Origin of the sequence: Mycobacterium asiaticum, from assembly GCF_001673315.1 — a bacterium.
In the GTDB taxonomy this organism is placed as follows: domain Bacteria; phylum Actinomycetota; class Actinomycetes; order Mycobacteriales; family Mycobacteriaceae; genus Mycobacterium; species Mycobacterium asiaticum_B.
The window spans coordinates 46,749-66,655 of record NZ_LZLQ01000134.1 but is presented as its reverse complement, the minus strand read 5'-3'; the positions used below and the strand labels follow the sequence as shown (position 1 = coordinate 66,655).

The 19,907-nt window shown below is 66.4% G+C and carries 24 protein-coding genes; 14 read left to right on the top strand and 10 right to left on the bottom strand.

Annotated features, from left to right (window positions below; genetic code table 11):
- Positions 1-3 precede the first annotated feature (3 nt).
- Positions 4-1,218 carry an Rv3212 family protein gene (locus tag A5636_RS21635; RefSeq protein WP_065160679.1) on the top strand — a complete coding sequence of 405 codons (1,215 nt, stop codon included), beginning with the start codon at positions 4-6 and terminating at the stop codon, positions 1,216-1,218.
- A gap of 94 nt (positions 1,219-1,312) precedes the next feature.
- On the opposite strand, the gene A5636_RS21630 is transcribed toward A5636_RS21635, so the two are convergent.
- Positions 1,313-2,113, bottom strand: a complete 801-nt coding sequence (locus A5636_RS21630) for a ParA family protein (protein ID WP_081287924.1) — start codon at positions 2,111-2,113, stop codon at positions 1,313-1,315.
- An 87-nt stretch (positions 2,114-2,200) separates the two neighbouring features.
- On the opposite strand from A5636_RS21630, the gene A5636_RS21625 reads away from it, so the two are divergent.
- The 3 genes from A5636_RS21625 to A5636_RS21615 are packed head-to-tail and all read left to right on the top strand — an operon-like array spanning position 2,201 to position 4,376.
- Positions 2,201-2,800 (top strand): acid phosphatase, encoded by a 600-nt coding sequence (locus A5636_RS21625; RefSeq protein WP_065160701.1) that lies wholly within the window; start codon positions 2,201-2,203, stop codon positions 2,798-2,800.
- Entirely contained in the window at positions 2,791-3,897 is a 1,107-nt protein-coding gene (locus A5636_RS21620; RefSeq protein WP_065160677.1) for an isochorismate synthase, read from the top strand. The genes A5636_RS21625 and A5636_RS21620 overlap by 10 nt, the downstream gene beginning before the upstream one ends.
- The gene (locus tag A5636_RS21615) at positions 3,894-4,376 is read left to right on the top strand and encodes a GNAT family N-acetyltransferase (RefSeq protein ID WP_065160676.1); all 483 of its coding nucleotides are present in this window, start codon (positions 3,894-3,896) and stop codon (positions 4,374-4,376) included. The genes A5636_RS21620 and A5636_RS21615 overlap by 4 nt, the downstream gene beginning before the upstream one ends.
- Here A5636_RS21615 and A5636_RS21610 read toward each other — a convergent pair.
- Positions 4,328-4,759, bottom strand: coding sequence for a hypothetical protein (locus tag A5636_RS21610; protein WP_065160700.1), 432 nt, complete (start codon positions 4,757-4,759; stop codon positions 4,328-4,330). The genes A5636_RS21615 and A5636_RS21610 overlap by 49 nt on opposite strands.
- 102 nt (positions 4,760-4,861) lie before the next feature.
- On the opposite strand from A5636_RS21610, the gene A5636_RS21605 reads away from it, so the two are divergent.
- Together A5636_RS21605 and whiB1 are read left to right on the top strand one after the other, a co-directional pair.
- Positions 4,862-5,818, top strand: a complete 957-nt coding sequence (locus tag A5636_RS21605) for a diacylglycerol/lipid kinase family protein (RefSeq protein WP_065160675.1) — start codon at positions 4,862-4,864, stop codon at positions 5,816-5,818.
- Between the two features lie 295 nt (positions 5,819-6,113).
- Positions 6,114-6,368 carry a transcriptional regulator WhiB1 gene (gene whiB1, locus A5636_RS25780; protein ID WP_036353357.1) on the top strand — a complete coding sequence of 85 codons (255 nt, stop codon included), beginning with the start codon at positions 6,114-6,116 and terminating at the stop codon, positions 6,366-6,368.
- A 61-nt stretch (positions 6,369-6,429) separates the two neighbouring features.
- On the opposite strand, the gene A5636_RS21600 is transcribed toward whiB1, so the two are convergent.
- Together A5636_RS21600 and A5636_RS21595 are read right to left on the bottom strand one after the other, a co-directional pair.
- On the bottom strand, positions 6,430-7,932 hold the full coding sequence (locus A5636_RS21600; protein ID WP_065160674.1) for a sensor histidine kinase: 1,503 nt from the start codon (positions 7,930-7,932) through the stop codon (positions 6,430-6,432).
- 12 nt (positions 7,933-7,944) lie between these two features.
- A complete protein-coding gene (locus tag A5636_RS21595) occupies positions 7,945-8,160 on the bottom strand; it encodes a biotin/lipoyl-binding carrier protein (RefSeq protein WP_065160699.1) in 216 nt (71 codons plus the stop codon).
- Between the two features lie 177 nt (positions 8,161-8,337).
- On the opposite strand from A5636_RS21595, the gene A5636_RS27955 reads away from it, so the two are divergent.
- A complete protein-coding gene (locus A5636_RS27955; RefSeq protein WP_089025046.1) occupies positions 8,338-8,412 on the top strand; it encodes a 50S ribosomal protein bL37 in 75 nt (24 codons plus the stop codon).
- 10 nt (positions 8,413-8,422) lie between these two features.
- On the opposite strand, the gene rsrA is transcribed toward A5636_RS27955, so the two are convergent.
- Positions 8,423-8,728 carry a mycothiol system anti-sigma-R factor gene (gene rsrA, locus A5636_RS21590; protein WP_065160673.1) on the bottom strand — a complete coding sequence of 102 codons (306 nt, stop codon included), beginning with the start codon at positions 8,726-8,728 and terminating at the stop codon, positions 8,423-8,425.
- Positions 8,725-9,375, bottom strand: a complete 651-nt coding sequence (locus tag A5636_RS21585; protein ID WP_172827289.1) for a sigma-70 family RNA polymerase sigma factor — start codon at positions 9,373-9,375, stop codon at positions 8,725-8,727. Before A5636_RS21585 ends, rsrA begins: the two co-directional genes overlap by 4 nt.
- Before the next feature lie 237 nt (positions 9,376-9,612).
- On the opposite strand from A5636_RS21585, the gene A5636_RS21580 reads away from it, so the two are divergent.
- Both A5636_RS21580 and A5636_RS21575 read left to right on the top strand, forming a co-directional pair.
- Positions 9,613-10,461 (top strand): SDR family oxidoreductase, encoded by an 849-nt coding sequence (locus A5636_RS21580; protein ID WP_065160671.1) that lies wholly within the window; start codon positions 9,613-9,615, stop codon positions 10,459-10,461.
- 48 nt (positions 10,462-10,509) lie between these two features.
- Positions 10,510-10,950, top strand: coding sequence for a YbaK/EbsC family protein (locus tag A5636_RS21575; protein ID WP_367592797.1), 441 nt, complete (start codon positions 10,510-10,512; stop codon positions 10,948-10,950).
- Here A5636_RS21575 and A5636_RS21570 read toward each other — a convergent pair.
- The 3 genes from A5636_RS21570 to A5636_RS21560 all read right to left on the bottom strand — a co-directional run bounded on the left by A5636_RS21570 (position 10,947) and on the right by A5636_RS21560 (position 14,286).
- The gene (locus A5636_RS21570; RefSeq protein WP_065160669.1) at positions 10,947-12,446 is read right to left on the bottom strand and encodes a long-chain-fatty-acid--CoA ligase; all 1,500 of its coding nucleotides are present in this window, start codon (positions 12,444-12,446) and stop codon (positions 10,947-10,949) included. The genes A5636_RS21575 and A5636_RS21570 overlap by 4 nt on opposite strands.
- Before the next feature lie 31 nt (positions 12,447-12,477).
- The gene (locus A5636_RS21565; protein WP_065160668.1) at positions 12,478-13,368 is read right to left on the bottom strand and encodes a 3-hydroxyacyl-CoA dehydrogenase family protein; all 891 of its coding nucleotides are present in this window, start codon (positions 13,366-13,368) and stop codon (positions 12,478-12,480) included.
- Positions 13,369-13,521: 153 nt separating this feature from the next.
- A complete protein-coding gene (locus A5636_RS21560; protein ID WP_065160667.1) occupies positions 13,522-14,286 on the bottom strand; it encodes an SOS response-associated peptidase in 765 nt (254 codons plus the stop codon).
- Positions 14,287-14,329: 43 nt separating this feature from the next.
- Between A5636_RS21560 and aroA the strand changes: the two genes are divergently transcribed.
- Entirely contained in the window at positions 14,330-15,613 is a 1,284-nt protein-coding gene (gene aroA, locus A5636_RS21555; RefSeq protein WP_155763940.1) for a 3-phosphoshikimate 1-carboxyvinyltransferase, read from the top strand.
- Positions 15,610-16,590: a ribosome small subunit-dependent GTPase A gene (gene rsgA / locus A5636_RS21550; protein WP_065160698.1), complete on the top strand. Its 981-nt coding sequence runs from the start codon at positions 15,610-15,612 to the stop codon at positions 16,588-16,590. Before aroA ends, rsgA begins: the two co-directional genes overlap by 4 nt.
- Positions 16,591-16,668: 78 nt before the next feature.
- On the opposite strand, the gene A5636_RS21545 is transcribed toward rsgA, so the two are convergent.
- Positions 16,669-17,139, bottom strand: coding sequence for a winged helix-turn-helix transcriptional regulator (locus A5636_RS21545; RefSeq protein ID WP_065160665.1), 471 nt, complete (start codon positions 17,137-17,139; stop codon positions 16,669-16,671).
- An 88-nt stretch (positions 17,140-17,227) separates the two neighbouring features.
- Here A5636_RS21545 and A5636_RS21540 point away from each other — a divergent pair, with 88 nt between their 5' ends.
- From A5636_RS21540 to A5636_RS21530, 3 genes are read left to right on the top strand one after another with little or no spacing between them, the layout of a single operon-like run.
- Positions 17,228-18,403 (top strand): thiolase family protein, encoded by a 1,176-nt coding sequence (locus A5636_RS21540; RefSeq protein ID WP_065160664.1) that lies wholly within the window; start codon positions 17,228-17,230, stop codon positions 18,401-18,403.
- Between the two features lie 13 nt (positions 18,404-18,416).
- Positions 18,417-19,379 (top strand): carbon-nitrogen hydrolase family protein, encoded by a 963-nt coding sequence (locus A5636_RS21535; RefSeq protein WP_065160663.1) that lies wholly within the window; start codon positions 18,417-18,419, stop codon positions 19,377-19,379.
- On the top strand, positions 19,366-19,869 hold the full coding sequence (locus tag A5636_RS21530) for a DUF302 domain-containing protein (RefSeq protein ID WP_065160662.1): 504 nt from the start codon (positions 19,366-19,368) through the stop codon (positions 19,867-19,869). The genes A5636_RS21535 and A5636_RS21530 overlap by 14 nt, the downstream gene beginning before the upstream one ends.
- Positions 19,870-19,907 lie beyond the last annotated feature (38 nt).

Here is a 19,907-nt window from a genome sequence, read left to right as displayed (position 1 = left end):
CGAATGGTCCGACCCGAACGCCGCACCAAGGCCGATATCGTGGCCGCCGCGACGATCGCGGTCATCGTTGCCGTCGCTGCCGCACTGATCTGGTGGACCAGCGACGCCAGGGCGACCGTCAGCCGGCCCGCCGCGTCACCCGCGCCCGCCCCCACCCAGGCCCGTGAGGTTCCGGCAGAGCTGCATCAGCTCTGGACCGCCCCCAGCCCGGGCACAAGGGTGCCGGTAGCGGTGGGCGGGACCGTCGCCACGGCGGCCGGCCGCGAGGTGCAGGGACGCGATCCCGGCACGGGTCAGGTGTTGTGGAGTTATTCGCGGGACACCGACCTGTGCGGAGTGACGTGGGTTTACCGCTACACCGTCGCGGTCTACCGGGATGGTCGCGGCTGCGGTCAGGTCAGCACCATCGACGGGTCGACCGGGCGGCGCGGACCCGCCCGAAGCAGCTACGCCGATCCACAGGTGCGCCTGTCCTCGGACGGCACCACGGTGTTGTCGGCCGGCAGCACCCGACTGGAAATGTGGCGTTCGGACCTGGTCCGAATGATGGCCTACGGGGAAATCGACGCCCGGGTGAAACCGGTGAACCGGGGCCTGCACTCGGGCTGCACGCTGGAATCGGCCGCGGCCAGTTCGTCGGCGGCGGCGGTGCTCGAGGCGTGCGCCAGCCAAGCCGACATGCGCCTGGTACTGCTGCGTCCGGGCAAGGAGGACGACGAGCCTCAGCAGCAGATGGTGCAGGAAGGCGGCGTGCGGCCGGGCACTGGTGCCCGGGTCCTGGCGGTTTCGCAGAGCAAGACCGCGGTGTACCTGCCGACCCCGCAACCCCGGGTCGACGTGGTCGACGAAACGGGCACAACGGTATCCAGCACGCTGCTGCCCGGTCCGCCCTCGGAGTCGGCGGTGGTGTCACAGAGCGGAAGCCTGGTCACCTGGTGGACCGGAGACGCGCTACTGGTGTTCGACGCGAGCACCCTGGCGCAGCGCTACACCATCGCCGCCGGGGATACCGCGACGCCACTGGGTCCGGGAGTCATGATGGCCGGCCGCCTGCTGGTGCCGGTGACAAACGCGATCGGGGTGTACGACCCGGTCAGTGGTGAGCCCAGCCGCTACCTCCCGGTGCAACGCCAGCCGAGCAACGCCCCGGTGATCCCGGTGGTGGCAGGTTCGCGGGTGCTCGAGCAGCGCGGCGACACCGTGGTCGCTTTGGGCTGATGCTCGGGGCTGATTCCCGTTGCGCGAGCAGACGCAGAATCGCATTCAAACCGGGAGATTTGTGCGATTCTGTGTCTGCTCGCGAGGGGGTCGGTCAGTAATCGAGGGTGAACGTCGGCAGCGCTTTGCCGGTTTTCCAGTGCTTGAGCAGCGCCTGCGCCAGATCCTGATAGGCCAATGCACCCTTGTTCTTGCGTCCGGCCAGCACCGACGAGCCCGAAGCACTGGCCTCAGCGAAGCGCACGGTCCGCGGGATCGCCGGCGCCAGCACCGGCAGCGAGTACCGGTCCGCCACGTCGAGGAGCACGTCACGGGTGTGGGTGGTCCGGGAGTCATACAGCGTTGGCAGCGCGCCCAGCAGCTTCAGATTGGGGTTGGTGATCTGCTGGACGTCGGAGACGGTGCGCAGAAACTGGCCCACCCCGCGATGCGCCAGCGTCTCGCACTGCAGCGGGACGATAACCTCGTCGGCCGCCGTCAACCCGTTGAGCGTGAGCACACCCAGCGACGGTGGACAGTCGATGATCACCACATCGAAGTCGTCGGCCAGTTTCGCCAGTGCCCGCTTGAGCGCGTACTCCCGGCCGGCCCGCATCAACAACATCGCCTCGGCACCGGCCAGGTCAATGTTGGCCGGTAGCAACGTCATTCCCTCGTTAGTCGGCACCAGCGCAGCGGCGGGCTCGACGTCACCGAGCAACACCTCGTGCACGGAGACCGCCAGCTTGTCCGGATCCTGGCCCAGCGAGAAGGTCAAACACCCTTGCGGGTCCAGGTCGACGAGCAACACCCGCCGTCCCTTGTCCACCATCGCCGCACCGAGCGAGGCGACCGTCGTCGTCTTGGCCACACCGCCCTTCTGGTTGGCCACCGCCAGCACGCGCATGTCAGTCACAGTGCCCATAGTGGCATGTACGCCGCGTCCCGGTTCCGGTGGCGGGCCCGGCACGGTTCCGGCGTGTCTCGGGCAGAATCGGTCAGCATGGGTGTGCCTGAGAACCGACTGCTACTGCTGCGCCACGGCGAGACGGAATGGTCGAAGTCGGGCCAGCACACTGGCAGCACCGACATCGCGTTGACAGACGCCGGCCGGGACCAGGCCGTGCTCGCCGCGGGCGTGTTGGAAGAACTCGAGATGCACAACCCGCTGGTGATCAGCAGCCCGCGCACCCGGTGCCTGGTCACCGCGGAATTGGCGGGGCTGCGCGTCGACCAGGTCTCCGCAGTGCTCGCGGAATGGGACTACGGAGCCTACGAAGGCCTGACCACGCCCCAGATCCAGGAATCCGATCCGGACTGGCTGGTGTGGACCCACGGCTGTCCGGGCGGTGAGACCGTGCAGCAGGTCAGCGACCGCGCCGACCAGGCCATCGCCATGGCGCTCGAGCACCTCGAGACACGCGACGTGCTGTTCGTGAGCCACGGTCACTTCTCCCGCGCCGTGATCACGCGGTGGGTCGAACTTCCGCTCTCTGAGGGCGGCCGCTTCGGCATGGTCACCGCGTCGATCGCTATCTGCGGGTATGAGCACGGGTTGCGTCAGCTCATGACGCTCGGGCTGACAAGTCGCGGATGCCAGTGACGTCCGACGAGCCCCCCTTCGCGCTGAGTGGGCCGAGCGGAACCCTGCTCGCCGAAGGAGTGCGCACCCGCTATGCGGACATCGCCGTTGCGCAGGCGGCGCTGCGCGCCGGGGATGCCCCAATAGTGTTGGGCGCGTTGCCATTCGACGTGAGTAGGCCGGCCGCACTGCAGGTACCCGAGGCGCTGCGCCGCGTCGATGCGCTGCCCGGGTGGCCCTCTGGACCGTTGCCGACCGTCCGCGTCGGCGCGGCCCTGCCCCCGCCTGCCGTCCATGCCGAGCGGATCAGTCGCGCCCAAAAACGTCTCGCCGCAGCGGATAACCCGCTGTCCAAAGTGGTGCTCGCCCGCGCCCTGCAGCTGTCGGCCGACGCTGCGCTCGACGCCCGCGCCATCCTGCGCAGACTCGTCGCCGCCGACGCGGCCGCCTACAGCTACCTGGTCGATCTCACCCCAGCCGGAGCGGACCACACCGGCGCCGCCCTGGTGGGTGCCAGCCCTGAACTTCTGGTTTCGCGATTCGGTGACCGCGTCACCTGCCGGCCGTTCGCCGGTTCGGCGCCGCGCTCGGCAGATCCCGGCGTCGACGCCGACAACGGCGCCGCGCTGGCGGAATCGGACAAGAACCGGCACGAGCACCGGCTCGTCATCGACACCATGCGCGCTGCCCTGGAACCACTTTGTGACGACCTGACAATCGCCGCCGAGCCGCAGTTGAGCCGCACCGCCGCGGTGTGGCACCTGTGCACCCCGATCGTCGCTCGGCTGCGTGATACTTCCACCAGCGCAATGGATCTGGCGTTGGCGCTGCACCCCACACCAGCGGTCGGTGGCGTGCCGACCGCGGCGGCCACCGAATTGATCGCCGAGTTGGAAGGTGACCGTGGGTTCTACGCCGGTGCCGTCGGCTGGTGCGACGCCCGCGGCGACGGGGAGTGGGTGGTCGCTATTCGCTGCGCTGAACTGTCGGCTGACCGCCGCACTGCCGTCGCCCGCGCCGGCGGCGGCATCGTCGCCGAATCCGATCCCGACGACGAAGTCGACGAAACCACAACGAAATTCGCGACAATTTTGACGGCATTGGGAGTGCGGCAATGACCGAGTCCGTTCGACGGGTCACTCCGGCCGACGTTGCCGACATCACCGCCATGATCCGTGAACTAGCCGAATTCGAACACGCCGCCGACGAATGCACCGTGACCGAATCACAAATGGCTACTGCTCTTTTCGGCGAATCTCCGCCGGTGCGCGGACACGTGGTCGAAATCGACGGCGACATCGCCGCCATGGCGCTGTGGTTTCTGAGCTTTTCGACCTGGGATGGCGTTGCCGGGATCTACCTGGAAGACCTCTACGTGCGACCGCGTTTTCGCCGCCGGGGACTGGCCCGGGCATTGCTCGCGACGCTCGCCGGCGAATGCATCCGCAACGGTTACTCACGCCTGTCCTGGGCGGTGCTGAACTGGAACGTCGACGCGATCGCGCTGTACGACGGGTTGGGCGGCCAGCCCCAGTCCGAATGGACTACCTACCGGGTCTCCGGGTCTGAACTGGCCGCGCTCGCCGGACCCGGCTGATCCCAGCCGGCGGCCCAGCGGACCGCCGGTGCGCTGAACAACAGGCCCAGCGTGACCAGCGCGACGACACCCAGCGGGATGCCGAACACCGGCCGATGTGAACCCACGGTCAGATACCAGGCCACCGGCAGCAGCAACAGCTGCGTGAACACCGCCAGCCCACGGCCCCAGCGTTTGCCTTTGACCAGGGCCCAGCCACCGGCCAGCACTGCGCCGCCTACCAGCACGAACCACACCGCGGTACCCACGCCGTTGACGACGTGCTGGTCGGCGCCGGCGAGACCGCGGACCACCAACACTGCCGCCACCACCAGCGCCACCGCACCCTGCGCCGCAACGACGAATCCGGCACGACGGACGATGGCGGGAGGGCGAGCGGTCACAGCGCCAGCGTAAATCGTTATCTGCACCGCGAGAGTTCGACTGCCCTCCTCCTCAGCGGCCCCAAGTGGGCCCCATCGTCAGACGGCTTAGGCTCAAGCCTCATGCGTGCCATGTTGATCGTGAATCCGACCGCCAGCACCATCACACCGGCCGCTCGCGATCTCGTGACCCAAACGCTCAGCCGCCGCCTGCAGCTCACCATAGAAGAGACCAAACGCATCGGCCATGCCGAGGAACTCGGACGAGCCGCGGTAGCCGACGGTTACGACCTGGTGATCGTGCACGGCGGCGACGGAACCGTCAGCGGCCTGGTGAACGGCATGCTGGGGCGGCCCGGATCGGCACCGGCAGGACCGGTTCCCGCGGTCGGGATCGTCCCGGGCGGCTCGGCGAATGTACTGGCCAGAGCGCTGGGCATACCCAAAGATCCGGCCCCGGCCGTTCAGCAGCTCGTCACACTGCTCGACGAGTACGAGCACACCGGACACTGGCGTCGCATCGGGCTCATCGACTGCGGTGAGATCTGGGCCCTGGTCAACGCCGGCATGGGAGTGGACGCCGAGGTGGTGCAGGCCGTGCAGGTCGAGCGCAGCAAGGGCGTCAGGGTCACGCCGCTGCGCTATTGGCGGGTGGCGGTGCCGGTCACGTTGCGGTTCCGTCGCCGGGAACCGAACCTCGTCCTCGAACTCCCCGGCCGGCAGCCCGTCTCGGGCGTGCACTTCGCGTGGGTCTCCAACACCAATCCGTGGACCTACAGCAACAACCGGCCCATGGTGACCAATCCCGGCTGCAGCTTCGAGTCAGGCCTGGGGTTGTTCGCGCTCACCGAGATGCGAGTTGTTCCAACGCTGAGGCTGCTGCGTCAACTCCTCGCGAAACGCCCGAAGCTCGAAGCGCCACAACTCATCCGGGACGACGACGTGGATTACGTGCGGCTCAGCTGCATGGCCTCGCCCGCCGCCTGCCAGTTCGACGGCGAATACCTCGGGCTGCGTGAATCCATGACTTTCCGGGCGGTGCCGGACGCGTTGGCTGTAGTTGCGCCACCACAGAAATAGGCTGTGACCTGCGAAAGCAGAGATGTGATTTACCCGCGATGAATTGTGGGGCGAAATTTGCCAGTTAGTGTAGTACAACGGAGTAAGGGCTTGGGTAAGAGTTCGGTGAAGTGAGATACCCCACGGGCCCGCGTAACACTATTGACATCTGTTGAGCCTGTGAAACGATCAAAAGGTTGCATGCAGAGATATGCAGAGGTACGGAAACCTTTCTTGCACGTGCTCAACAGCAAGGAAACCGGTAAGGAAAATCGTGCGTGCGCATTGCTGCGCACATAGTGAGGAGTAGCGACTAATGGATTGGCGCCACAGGGCGGTCTGCCGTGACGAGGATCCGGAGCTGTTCTTCCCGGTTGGGAACAGCGGCCCGGCACTCGCGCAGATCGCTGACGCGAAACTGGTCTGTAATCGGTGTCCGGTTACCACCGAGTGTCTCGGATGGGCTCTGAATACCGGCCAGGACTCGGGCGTCTGGGGTGGAATGAGCGAAGACGAGCGGCGCGCACTCAAGCGTCGTAACGCCCGGACGAAGGCCCGCAGCGGAGTCTGAACACCTAGCTGAGCAACGAGACGGCCCCGACAGCAGATGTCGGGGCCGTCTTGTTGCGCGCTCACACGAACAACCGGCCCATGCGCCCGATCGGCACCCGCAGCACGACGTCGGTGCCCCGGTCGGAGCCTTCCCGCATGCCCAACGTGCCGTCCAATTCCGCGGACACCAACGTCCGGACGATCTGTAGGCCGAGGCTGTCCGACTTTTCCAGGCTGAACCCTTCGGGCAGGCCCCTCCCGTCATCGTGGACCACCACGTCGAGCCAGCGCGCGGAGCGTTCGGCCCGGATCGTTACCGACCCGCCGGTGGCCGTCGGGTCGAAGGCGTGCTCGATGGCGTTCTGCACCAATTCGGTGATCACCATGATCAGCGCCGTCGCACGATCGGAATCCAGCACGCCCAGATCGCCTACCCGGTTGATCCGGATCGGCCGGTCCACCGAGGCCACGTCGTTCATGATCGGCAGGATGCGGTCGATCACCTCGTCGAGGTTGACCTGCTCGTCCACCGACATCGACAGCGCGTCGTGGACCAGTGCGATGGACGACACCCGACGCACCGACTCGATCAGCGCCTCGCGACCCTCGGCGTTGACGGTCCGGCGAGCTTGCAATCGCAGCAACGCGGCAACCGTCTGCAGGTTGTTTTTCACCCGGTGGTGGATTTCGCGAATGGTGGCGTCCTTGGAGATCAGCGCACGGTCGCGTCGTTTCACCTCCGTCACATCGCGGATCAGGATCGCTGCGCCGACGTTGTGCCCGCGTACCACCAGTGGCAGGGTCCGCAACAGCACGGTGGCTCCGCCCGCGTCGACCTCCATGCGCATGCTGGACCCGCCGGCCAGCAGGTTGAGCACGTGCTCGGCCACTTCCTGCGCCTCGAACGGGTCGGAGATCAGCGGCCGGGTGACCTTGATCAGATTGTGGCCTTCCAAATCGCTGTTCAGGCCCATCCGGTGGTAGGCCGACAACGCATTAGGACTGGCATAAGCCACGATGCCGTCGACGTCGAGTCGGATGAACCCGTCACCCGCTCGCGGTGTCGAACGCGACATCGCCACGTCGCCGACGTCGGGAAAGGTGCCCTCGGCGATCATCTGCAGAAGATCGGTGGCGCACTCCCGATAAGCCGTCTCCAGGTGGCCCGCCATTCGCTCGGCGGCGAGTTCGGTTTGGTGCCGGGTGAGCACCGCCACCACCTGGTCGCGGTAACGGACCGGCGAGGCGGCCACGTTAGGGCCTGGCAACGGCCACGAATACTGTTCGGCCACTTCGCTTTCCGGCACCGCAGCACCGGAGGTGAACGCATTGGTGACCAGCAACAGTTGATCGGCGGGCACGACGCTGCCCACCGCGTCGGTCTGCAGAACCGTCGGCGCGGTATTGGGCCGGCATTGCGCCACGCACACCAGCACGCCGTCGTCGCGGCGCACCCACATCAGGTAGTCGGCGAACGAGAGGTCGGCCAGCAGTTGCCACTCCCCCACCACGGCGTGCAGGTGGTCCACGGCGTTGCCGGGGAGGACGGTGTGCTCGGCGAGCAGATTACCGAGAGTGGACAACGGGCAAAGGGGCTAGCTGATGACGGCGATCAGGTCGCCGGCCTGGATGACATCACCGACCGACACGCTCACCTTGCTGACGGTTCCGCCGACCTCGGCCAGTACGGGAATCTCCATCTTCATCGACTCCAACAGCACAACCACGTCACCCTGACCGATTTGGTCGCCTTCGCTGACCACGACTTCGAGCACGCTGGCCACGATCTCGGCGCGAACCTCCTCGGACATCATCACCCCACTCGTTTCGGCCGGTTTGTTGCGTCTATCGAACCATAAGGCCGGTGAGACCGAAGTCGCGCGGCCTAATGAGGGCGCGTCGGCCGCCGCATGAGAGAATGGGTGTCAACCGGGTGGCCCGACGGCCGCCCCGCACCTGAGACAAATCAGACGAAATGAGGTTCGACCATGGCGAAGCGTGGCCGGAAGAAGCGCGACCGCAAGTACAGCAAGGCCAACCACGGCAAGCGGCCCAACGCCTGACCCCGGCGGCTCAGGTATCGATTTCCGCCCGCACGATGGTGGTGCGGCGGATCTCTAGCCGCAGGCGATCCCGCAACCGCTCGGGCGCCTTCTCACCACTGCATTTGGTCGCGATCAGTTCTTTGATCCGCTCCTCGAGCCCGTAGTGCTGCAAGCACCCCGGGCATGCTTCGAGGTGGCGCTGCAGAATCTCCCGCTCGTCGGGCTGGCATTCGCCGTCGAGCAGGGTCCAGATCTGGGCGATCACCTGCGCACAACCCAGGTGGGAATCATGGTTGCTGGAGCAGGAGCCGGCCGAGCTGGGTACTTCACTCACGACGACACCTCCTCGTGCGTCTGCGGGCCTCGGGCAAAGCCCCGTTCCTTAGCGACATCGGCCAGCAAGTCTCGCAGCTGGCGCCGCCCGCGGTGCAGGCGAGACATCACGGTACCGATCGGGGTGCCCATGATCTCGGCGATCTCCTTGTACGGAAAACCTTCGACATCGGCATAATAAACGGCCATCCGGAACTCTTCGGGCAACGCCTGCAGGGCGGCTTTGATTTCGGTGTCCGGCAGCGATTCCAGCGCCTCGACCTCGGCAGAACGCAACCCCGTGGAGGAATGTTCGGCGTTGGCGGCTAACTGCCAGTCGGTGATCTCCTCGGTCGGGTACTCCGAGGGTTGGCGCTGCTTCTTGCGGTAGCTGTTGATGTAGGTGTTCGTCAGGATGCGGTACAGCCACGCCTTGAGGTTGGTACCAGCCCGGAACGAACGAAAGCCCGCGTAGGCCTTCACCATCGTCTCCTGCAGCAGGTCCTCGGCGTCGGCGGGATTGCGCGTCATCCGCAGCGCGCCGCCGTACAGCTGGTCCAGCAGCGGAATCGCGTCACGCTCGAAGCGTGCCGTCAGTTCCGCATCCGTTTCCTCAGGTGGGTCCGCCTCGACAACTTCGGACCCGGCCACGCCATCGATGTCGGCCATCTTGATAAACACGGTCCCTTCGATTGCGGTGTCGCGTTCCAACCACTCCGCACCCAGCAGGCTCGTCGCAGTTGACACCGGGATTCCTCCTCACCAATCTAAGGCCCGCGGCTGACATGTGCAGGCACCGCCCACAGCAACGACAATTAGCCGTGCTCTATTTCCCGGCTGGCTCGCGGGTTGTCGGAGCGGCGCACCCATGGGTCCGCGGATTTCGCTGGGCGTTAGTGTGACGCCATGTCTCTTAACGGCAAGACCATGTTCATTTCCGGGGCCAGCCGGGGTATCGGGCTGGCGATCGCCAAACGCGCCGCTCAAGACGGCGCCAACATTGCGCTGATCGCGAAGACCGCCGAACCTCATCCGAAGCTTCCCGGCACCGTGTACACCGCTGCCAAGGAACTCGAGGAGGCGGGCGGACAGGCGTTGCCGATCGTCGGGGACGTCCGTGACCCGGAGTCGGTCGAGTCAGCGGTGGCCAAGACCGTGGAGCAGTTCGGCGGCATCGACATAGTCGTCAACAACGCGTCGGCCATCAATCTGGGATCGATCACCGATGTGCCCATGAAGCGTTTCGACCTGATGAACGGCATCCAGGTGCGCGGGACGTACGCGGTGTCGCAGGCTTGCATTCCCCACCTGAAGGGCCGGGAGAACCCGCACATCCTGACTTTGTCGCCACCGGTGCTGCTCGGCAAGGAATGGCTGAAGCCGACCGCATACATGATGGCCAAGTTCGGTATGACGTTGTGCGCGTTGGGAATCGCCGAGGAGATGCGCGAAGAGGGCATCGCCTCCAACACGCTGTGGCCGCGCACGCTGGTGGCCACCGCCGCGGTGCAGAACCTGCTGGGTGGCGACGAGGCCATGGGCCGCGCCCGCAAGCCCGAAGTCTATTCCGACGCGGCCTACGTCATCCTCAACAAGCCGTCGCGCGAGTACACCGGAAACACGCTGCTATGCGAGGACGTGCTGGTGGAATCCGGCGTCACCGATTTGTCGGTGTACAACTGCGTACCCGGTGGCGAACTCGGCGTCGACTTCTGGGTGGACGGAGTGAACCCGCCGGGATACTCCGGCCCCTAGCCCGTCGTGGCCGCGACACCGGCTTTGGCGGCACTGAGCAGAGCCGGTGTGCCTCATGAGGTGGTCAAGTACGACCACGACGCCCGCGAACGCTCATTTGGTGCTGAAGCGGTGAAGGCCCTCACCGAATCGCAAGGCATTGCGGCGGAACAGATCTACAAGACATTGGTCATCGAGGTGCCGGGTGGTCTGGCGGTAGCCGTCGTGCCGGCGGCCGCGAAGCTTTCCCTGAAAGCGGCGGCTGCGGCACTGGGCGCTTCCAAGGCCGTCATGGCAGACCCTGCGGCGGTGCAGCGCGCCACGGGTTACGTGTTGGGCGCCGTGTCACCAATCGGTCAGCGCCGGCAACTGCCCACCGTGGTGGACGACAGCGCGCTGGACTGGGAGCGGATCTTCTGCAGCGCCGGCCGCCGAGGCTGGGATGTCGCCCTGTCCCCGCTCGATTTGCTCCGGATGACCGGCGGGACAACCGCGAAGATCACCAGTTAACTTGGCGGAGCGTCGATTTCGCGCTTGAGCACCTTGCCGGTAGGCCCCTTAGGCAGCTCGTCGACGAGCCAGATGCGGCGCGGGTATTTGTAGGCGGCCACCCGGGCTTTGACGAACTCGCGAAGTTCGTCGGGGTCGACGTCGGTGTCTTTCTTGGGCGTGACCGCGGCGCCGACTTCCTCACCAAGCTCGTCATGTGGGACCCCGAGCACCGCGGCTTCGGCCACGGCCGGGTGCTCATAGAGCACTTCTTCGATTTCGCGGGGATACACGTTGTAACCGCCGCGAATGATCATGTCCTTGGTGCGGTCGACGATGTAAAAGTAGCCGTCTTCGTCAACGCGTCCTACGTCGCCGGTGGACAACCAACCGTCCTCGGAAATGGTGTCCTTGGTGGCGTCGGGCAGGTTCCAGTAGCCCTTCATGACGTTGTGTCCGCGGATCTGGATCTCCCCTGGCTCGCCCTGGGCCGCCTCGGCGCCCTCGGCGTCCACCACCCGCATCTGCACACCTTCCACCGGGGTGCCGATGGATCCGGGCTTGCGCGGCCGGTCGGGATGATTGAACGACGCCACCGGCGACGTCTCGGACAGGCCGTAACCCTCCAAAATCATGCAACCGAAGGCTTTCTCGAAGTCGGCGAGCACCTGCACCGGCAATGAGGCGCCGCCGGACACGCAGGTGCGCAGGCTCGCCGTGGATTGCGGTCCCGCTTCGTCGGCCAGGCTGAGCAGAGCCGCATACATGGTGGGCACGCCCTGGAACACCGTCACCGCGTCGCGCTGGATCACTTCCAGTGCCTTGCGCGGGTCGAAGCGAGGTATCAGCGTCAGCGTCGCACCGGCCAGGATCGCGGCGTTGAGCCCACAGGTCAGGCCGAAGACGTGGAACAGCGGCAGGCAGCCCATCACCACGTCGTCGGGCCCGATTTTGATCAGGGTGCGGACGGTCAGTGCGGCGTTGCGGCTCAACCCGCCCTGAGTGAGGGTGGCGCCCTTGGGTTTTCCGGTTGTTCCGGAGGTATGCAGGATGACCGCGACATCGTCGTCGGACCGCTCGACCGGTGCGTGCTGGGCGGGCAGGTCGGCGATCAGCTCGTCCAAGGCGGCGTCGTCCACCAGCCAGCACTGGACGTCCGCCTCGTCGGCCCCGGCATTGGCTTCGTCGGCGAACAGCGGGGTGGCGAACAGTGCTCTGGCGCCGCTGTTGGACAGGTAGTACGCCACCTCACGGCCCTTGAGCAGCGGATTCATCGGCACAGCGACAGCGCCGCGGTACAGGATGCCGTAGAAGATGACGGCGAATGCCGGGATGTTGGGCAGCATGATCCCGACCCGGTCCCCGGGCTGAACACCAGCGCGCTCCAGCAGCGTCGCTACCCGGGCCGCCGCGGCGTCGAGTTCGCTGTAGGTCATCTGCAGGTCGTCGCAGCGCAGCGCGATATGTTCGGGGTGGCAATCTTTCGACGCGACGAGGTTTGCGCTCAGAGCGGTCATGAGCGTGAGGCTACCCCCGCGCCGGGTCGCCTTATCGGTACGTCGGGTCGCCTTGACGGTACGTATAGAACCCCTCGCCCGTCTTGACACCGAGCTTGCCCGCGTCGACATAGGACTGCAGCAGGTCGCGTACACTCTCGGGCAGGTGCGGAAACTCTTGTGCATAGTGGTTTTCGATGTCGAGCACCACGTCGAGGCCCACGATGTCCATCATCTGGAACGGCCCGGCCGGTACTCCCCAGTTGACCTTGAACATGCCGTCGACGTCTTCCGGGCCGGCCACGCCTTCGGCGACGACGGCAAGCGACTCGCGCTTGATGGCGGCCCAGACCCGGTTGAAGATGAAACCGGTGCACTCCTTGCGGGCTTCGAAGGGATGCACCCCGAACTCGGGCAGGACCGCCAGCAGCGTGTCGAGCAGTCCACGATCGGTCTGGCCATCCGACATCAGATCCAGAGCGTTGAATTGCGGCGGCATGTAGAAGTGCGTGTTGCACAAACGCGTCTTGTCGCGAACCTCGTCGGCCATCAGCCGCGAGGGAATCGACGACGAGTTGGTGGCGAAGATGGTGCCTGCCGGTGCAGCCTGGTCGATCTGCCCCCACAGCGGGATCTTGATGTCGAGTCTTTCCGGCACCGATTCCACAGCCAGCCACGCTCCGTCCAGCGCTTCGTGCAGCGACCCAGTTCCGACCGCGACGCCGATCTCGCCAAAGCCTCTGTCCTGCAGCAGTTTCGGTAGATTGTCTGTCACGTACCGGACGGCTTCGGCCCGCTGTTCGGCGCGGCGGGCATAGATCCGGACGGTTCCGCCACGGCTGGCGAGCATCAGCGCGATCCGGGGTCCCAGCGTGCCCGCCCCGATCACCGCGACGGGCCGGTCCTGGATCTCTTCGAACGTGTGGGTGTACTTGCCGGTCACCCCTCGCATGCTAGGCGTTGTCGGCCTGCCCGGATCGCAGCCCGGATCGCGGCCCGAACCGCTGACGACACGTGGAGCGGCGCATCGAATCGTCGTCGACGTGCTCGACGCCGTGTTCGTTGCGCGTTGGACGGCGATCGGGTGCTGGTGCCGCTACAGCAGGGTGATCTGCTCAGGCTCGGCTTCGGCAGGCTCCAGCAACTCGGGCCCGTTGTTGCGGATGTTGTTGACCAGGGTCGAAACCTGACGCATCTCGATCCCGTGCACGTCGGGCGGGCGGGCCAAGATCTCGGGATCCAGCGGTGCGTCCGGATCGAGCCAGGCGTCCCACTCGTCCTCGGCCAGCATCAGCGGCATCCGGTCGTGGATTTCGGCCAACTCGCCCACCGCGTCGGTGGTGATGATGGTGCAGCTCAGCAACGGATGGGCTTCCTTGTCCGCCTTCCAGACCGACCACAGGCCCGCCATGCACACCAGCCCGCCATCCTCGCGGTGCATGAAAAACGGTGTCTTACCGCCCTTTTTGCCCTTCGGACCCTCCAGGCTGCCGCGCCATTCGTACCAACCGTCCATCGGCACCAGGCAGCGTTTGCTCTTGGCCGAGCCGCGGAAGGCCGGTGAGGTGGCCACCTTGTCGGCGCGGGCATTGATCAGCAAGGGTCCCTTGGTCTCCGGCGCGCCGTCCGGGCCCGCCTTCACCCATGGGGGAAGCAACCCCCAGCGCATCAGCCGGAGGCGGCGCGTGGCCTCGTCGTCCGGCTCGTCGTGCCGGGTCACCACAGTCGCGATGGGGGTGGTGGGAGCGACGTTGAAGTTGGGCGCCGGTGCTTCTTTGGAGGCGGCCGTGGCCTCGTCGATGGCCTTGATTTTTTCGGCCAGCAAGGCCGGATCGGTAGTGACCGCAAAACGCCCGCACATGTCTCCATGTTGCCTGACCGGGCTGACACGCAATGATGGACCAGTGAGCGCATGGCAGGCCCCGACCACACCGACACCGGTGCACGCGACCGTCACCGTGCCAGGCTCGAAGTCACAGACCAACCGCACCCTCGTGCTGGCCGCTTTGGCGGCGGCTCAGGGTCAGGGCAACTCCACGATCACCGGCGCGCTGCGCAGTCGCGACACCGACCTGATGATCGGGGCACTGCGCACGCTCGGTCTCGACGTAGACGGACCCGGCACCGATCTCACGGTCAGCGGCCGCATTGCGCCCAGTCCCGACGCTCGCATCGACTGCGGCCTGGCCGGCACCGTGCTGCGGTTCGTGCCACCGCTGGCCGCGCTCAGTGCCGTCCCGGTCATCTTCGACGGCGACGAGCAAGCCCGCTCCCGGCCGATCGCGCCGCTGTTGGACGCGTTGCGCGCCCTCGGTGTCCCAATCGACGGGACCGGCCTGCCATTCCAGGTACAAGGCAGCGGATCCGTTGCCGGTGGCACCGTCGCCATCGATGCCTCGGCGTCGTCACAGTTCGTCTCCGGGCTCCTGCTGGCCGGCGCATCGTTCACCGGCGGGCTCACCGTCCAGCACACCGGGGCCTCGCTGCCGTCGGCGCCGCACATCGCGATGACGGTGGCGATGCTGCGGCAGGCGGGTGTGGACGTCGACGACTCGGCCGCCAACACCTGGCGGGTGCGCCCCGGGGCCGTCGAGGCGCGGCACTGGGAAGTCGAACCCGACCTGACCAACGCCGTCGCGTTCCTGGCGGCCGCCGTCGTCACCGGGGGTGCGGTGCGGATCACCGGGTGGCCGGTGACCAGCGTGCAACCCGCCGAGCACATCCTGAACGTCCTGCAGAAGATGAATGCCGTTGTTACTCAATCTGATTCATTGCTGGACGTGCAAGGTTCGGAGGGGTACGACGGCTTCGACGTCGACCTGCGCGACGTCGGCGAACTCACCCCGTCGGTCGCCGCGCTAGCGGCGTTGGCCGCGCCAGGATCGGTGTCACACCTGGCCGGCATCGCCCACCTGCGCGGCCATGAAACCGATCGGCTCGCGGCGCTGAGCACCGAGATCAACCGCCTCGGTGGTGACTGCCGAGAGACCGACGATAGTCTGGTGATCACCGCGACCCCGCTGCGGCCGGGGCTTTGGCGCGCCTACGCCGATCACCGGATGGCGATGGCCGGCGCTATCGTCGGCCTGCGCGTCCCCGGAGTGGAGGTCGACGACATCGCGGCCACCACCAAGACGCTGCCGGAGTTCCCCACCCTGTGGGCCCAGATGGTCGGGTCCAGCGCTTGAGGACTGGCGACTACGACGAGTCCGACGTCAAGATCCGCGCCGGGAAACGGACGCGGCCCCGGACCAAGACCCGTCCGCAGCACGCCGACGCCGAAGCCGCCATGGTGGTCAGCGTCGACCGCGGCCGTTGGGGATGCGCACTGGGCGGTCGCCCCGACCGCCGTGTCACCGCGATGCGCGCACGTGAACTCGGCCGGACCCCCATCGTCGTCGGCGACGACGTCGACATCGTCGGCGATCTGTCCGGCCGCACCGACACGCTGGCCCGCATCGTGCGACGGGGGCCGCGGCGAACGTTGTTGCGGCGCACCGCCGACGACACCGACCCGACCGAGCGGGTGGTGGTGGCCAACGCCGATCAACTGCTGATGGTGGTGGCACTCGCTGATCCCCCGCCCCGCACCGGTCTGGTCGACCGGGCGCTGATCGCCGCGTACGCCGGTGGGCTGCGGCCGATTCTGTGCCTGACCAAGACTGACCTGGCCCCGCCCGGACCGTTCGCGGACCAGTTCGTCGACCTGGACCTCACGGTCGTCGCCGCGGGCGTCGACGACCCATTGCTTGCGGTGGCTGAGTTGCTACCCGGCAAGATCACCGTGCTGCTCGGACATTCCGGGGTGGGCAAGTCGACACTGGTGAATCGCCTGGTGCCAGACGCGGATCGGGCGGTGGGCGTGGTCACCGACATCGGCAGGGGCCGGCACACGTCGACCCAGTCGGTGGCGTTGCCGCTGGCGAACGGCGGCTGGGTGATCGACACCCCGGGCATCCGCTCGTTCGGACTGGCCCACATTCAGCCCGACGACGTGCTGATGGCGTTCTCTGATCTGGGAGCGGCCACCGAGAACTGCCCGCGCGGCTGCGGGCACATGGGACCTCCTGCTGATCCGGAGTGTGCGCTGGACGCGCTGACCGGCACAGCGGTACGTCGCGTCAGCGCGGCGCGGCGACTGCTGGCGCTGCTGCGGGAGGCGTGACCGTTCCGGCGCGAGCGCGCGTGTACGCACACCGACACGCCGGTGCGGCTGGCATTTAGCGGACGCTCGCGCGCAAAATCAGGCCCTGACCAACCGCATGCCGAGTTCCTCGGGTGCCACCAGATGTCCTTCGGTGCAACGTATTTCGACCTCGGCGTCGGCCCCGCAGCCCAGATGGGTCAACCGCAGCCGATGCCGGCCGGGCAGGTGGCGCTGCCCCCACTGGAACATCGACCAGACCACCGGCATGAACTCCACGCCGGCCTCGGTCAGGACATATTCGTCGCGGCTACGCTGGCCGGGCTCGCGATAGGGCCGGCGCGCCAGCAAACCCAGGTCGACGAGTTCGGCCAGTCGCGCCGCGGCGGCGGCTTTGGTTATCCCGACGCGACGGGCGAAGTCGTCGAACCTGGTGGTGCCGTAGTACGCCTCGCGCATGATCAGCATTGCCGACTTGGTGCCCACCACGGTCATGGTCTTCTCGATGGCGCACTCGCCGACCGCCGACCAGGAATCGCGGTCGGCCAACCGCCCCTGCAGCATTGTCATGCAAATCACTCCTCGATCTGGGTTGCTTTCACTATACCTAGGTGTTATAGCTGAGTATAGAGATATATACCCAGCTCAAGGAGGAGTCATGTCCCGCGACGCAGTTATCGTCAGCGCTGTCCGCACCCCCGTCGGCAAAGGCAAAGCGAATGGTGCGTTGCATGACGTGCTGCCCGCCGACCTGTTGGCCCACAGCCTGCGCGAGGTAGTGGCGCGCACCGGAATCGACCCGGTGTTGATCGACGACGTCATTGCCGGCGCCGTCACCCAGGTGGGCGACCAGGCGGTCAACATCGCCCGAAATGCGTTGCTGGGGGCGGGCTTTCCCGAGTCGGTGCCCGGCACCACCGTCGACCGGCAGTGCGGCAGCAGCCAGCAGGCCATCAGCTTCGCCGCCCAGGGCGTCATCGCCGGCGCCTACGACGTGGTGATCGCCGGTGGCGTGGAATCGATGAGCCGGGTCCCGATGGGCACATCGGTGTTGCCGGGCAGCAACCCGTTCGGTGTGGACATGGCCGGCCGCTATCCGGACGGCCTGGTGCCACAGGGCATCAGCGCCGAACTGATCGCCGCCAAGTGGGGCTTCTCCCGCGCCCAGCTGGACGAATTCTCCGCGGCCAGCCACGAAAAGGCCGCCCGGGCAACCAAGGAGGGGCTGTTCGACAACGAGCTCATCCCGGTCGCCGGCCTGTCCACCGACGAGATCATCCGGCCGGGAACCACAGTCGACACCCTGGCCGGGCTCAAACCGGCGTTCTACAGCGAAGCCATGGCCGCGCGGTTCCCGCAGATCAACTGGGAGATCACGCCGGGCAACTCGTCCCCGCTGTCTGACGGCAGTGCCGCGGTGCTGATCACCAGCGGCGAGTTCGCCCAGCAGCACGGCCTGCGCCCGCTGGCGCGCATCCACACCGCGACCGCGGTCGGCTCCGACCCGCTCTACATGCTGACCGGAGTTATCCCGGCCACCGAAAAGGTGTTGCGGCGCGCGGGTTTGACGCTCGCCGACATCGACCTGTTCGAAGTCAACGAGGCGTTCGCTCCGGTGGTACTGGCATGGGCGCACGACACCGGGGCGGATTTGGCCAAGACCAACGTCCACGGCGGGGCCATTGCGATCGGCCACCCTTTGGGTGCCAGCGGCGCCCGCATCATGACCACCCTGGTCAACGCGCTCGAGCAACGCGGCGGCCGGTACGGACTGCAGACGATGTGCGAGGGCGGCGGCATGGCCAACGCCACCATCATCGAACGTCTCACCTAGGAAGGAACAGGCGATGACTGTAATCCGCGCTGCCGCAGTGCAAATAAGCCCCGTGTTGTACAGCCGAGCAGGCACCGTGGAAAAGGTGATCGCCAAGATCGCAGAGCTGGGCGCGCGGGGCGTCCAGTTCGCGACCTTCCCCGAAACGGTAGTCCCCTACTACCCGTACTTCTCTTTCGTCATGCGGCCGTTCGAAATGCGTCCGGAGCACCTGCGGCTGATGGAGCAGGCGGTCACCATCCCGTCGCCGGAAGTCGACGCGATCGGTGCGGCAGCGCGGGCCGCTGACATGGTGGTCTCCATCGGAGTCACCGAACGCGACCGCGGTTCGCTGTACAACACCCAGCTGTTGTTCGACGCCGACGGAACCTTGCTTCAGCGCCGCCGCAAGATCAGCCCGACCTATCACGAAAAGGCGATCTGGGGACAGGGCGACGGTAGCGGATTACGGGCAGTCGACAGCGCGGTCGGTCGCATCGGACAGTTGGCGTGCTTTGAGCATTTCAACCCGCTCGCGCGGTACGCACTGATCGGCGACGGAGAGCAGATCCACTCGGCCATGTGGCCGGGTTCCTTCGGTGGCGACCTGTTCGCACAGCAGACCGAGATCAGCGTGCGCAACCACGCTCTCGAGTCGGGCGCGTTCGTGGTCAACGCGACCGGTTGGCTCGATGCCGATCAGCAGGCTCAGATCATGGCCGACACCGCCGCCCCGATTGGGCCGATCTCCGGTGGCAATTTCACGGCGATCATCTCGCCGCAGGGCGAATACCTCACAGAGCCGCTGCGCTCCGGCGAGGGCCAGGTCATCGCTGATCTCGACCTGTCGTTGATCGACATCCGCAAGGCCCTGATGGACGCCGCCGGGCACTATGGCAGGCCAGACCTGCTGAGCTTGATGGTGGATCGCACGCCACGCCCGCACGTGCACGAGCACATCGAACAAGTCGAGGTGGACAACCATGTCGGTGTCTGAAACCCGCTTTGACGGGGTGCGGGTGCGCTACCAAAGCACCAGGAGCTACGACGAATTGGTCGCCGCGCTGCTCGCCGACATCGGCGACAAGCCCGTTCCGATCGACGATTTCCCGAAGGCGTTCGCGAGCTGGGAGTCCTATGAGCAACAGGTTCAGACCTTTGCAGGGCCAAGCGGATTCATGCTGTTCGGCCTCTTCGACCACGGTGCATGGATCACGAAAGCCGGCATCGACCGAAAGGCGTTGCGCGTCATCCTCGGTAACCCGCTGATTGCGATCACCATGCTGCGCCACGATGTGACCGCGGGCCTGTTCGCTCCAGTGGAACTGCTGATCATCGACGAGCCCACCGGCAGCAGCCTGACCTACGTCAAGCCGTCATCGCTGATGGTAGTCGAAGAAAACACCGAATTGCTCTCCGCCGCAGCCCAACTCGAGGTAAAGCTAGCTGCACTGTGCGCCAAGGTCACACACAACGCTTCGTTGTGAGTCGCCGCCAAGTACCTTCTGGCATCATCCGCTCGTGC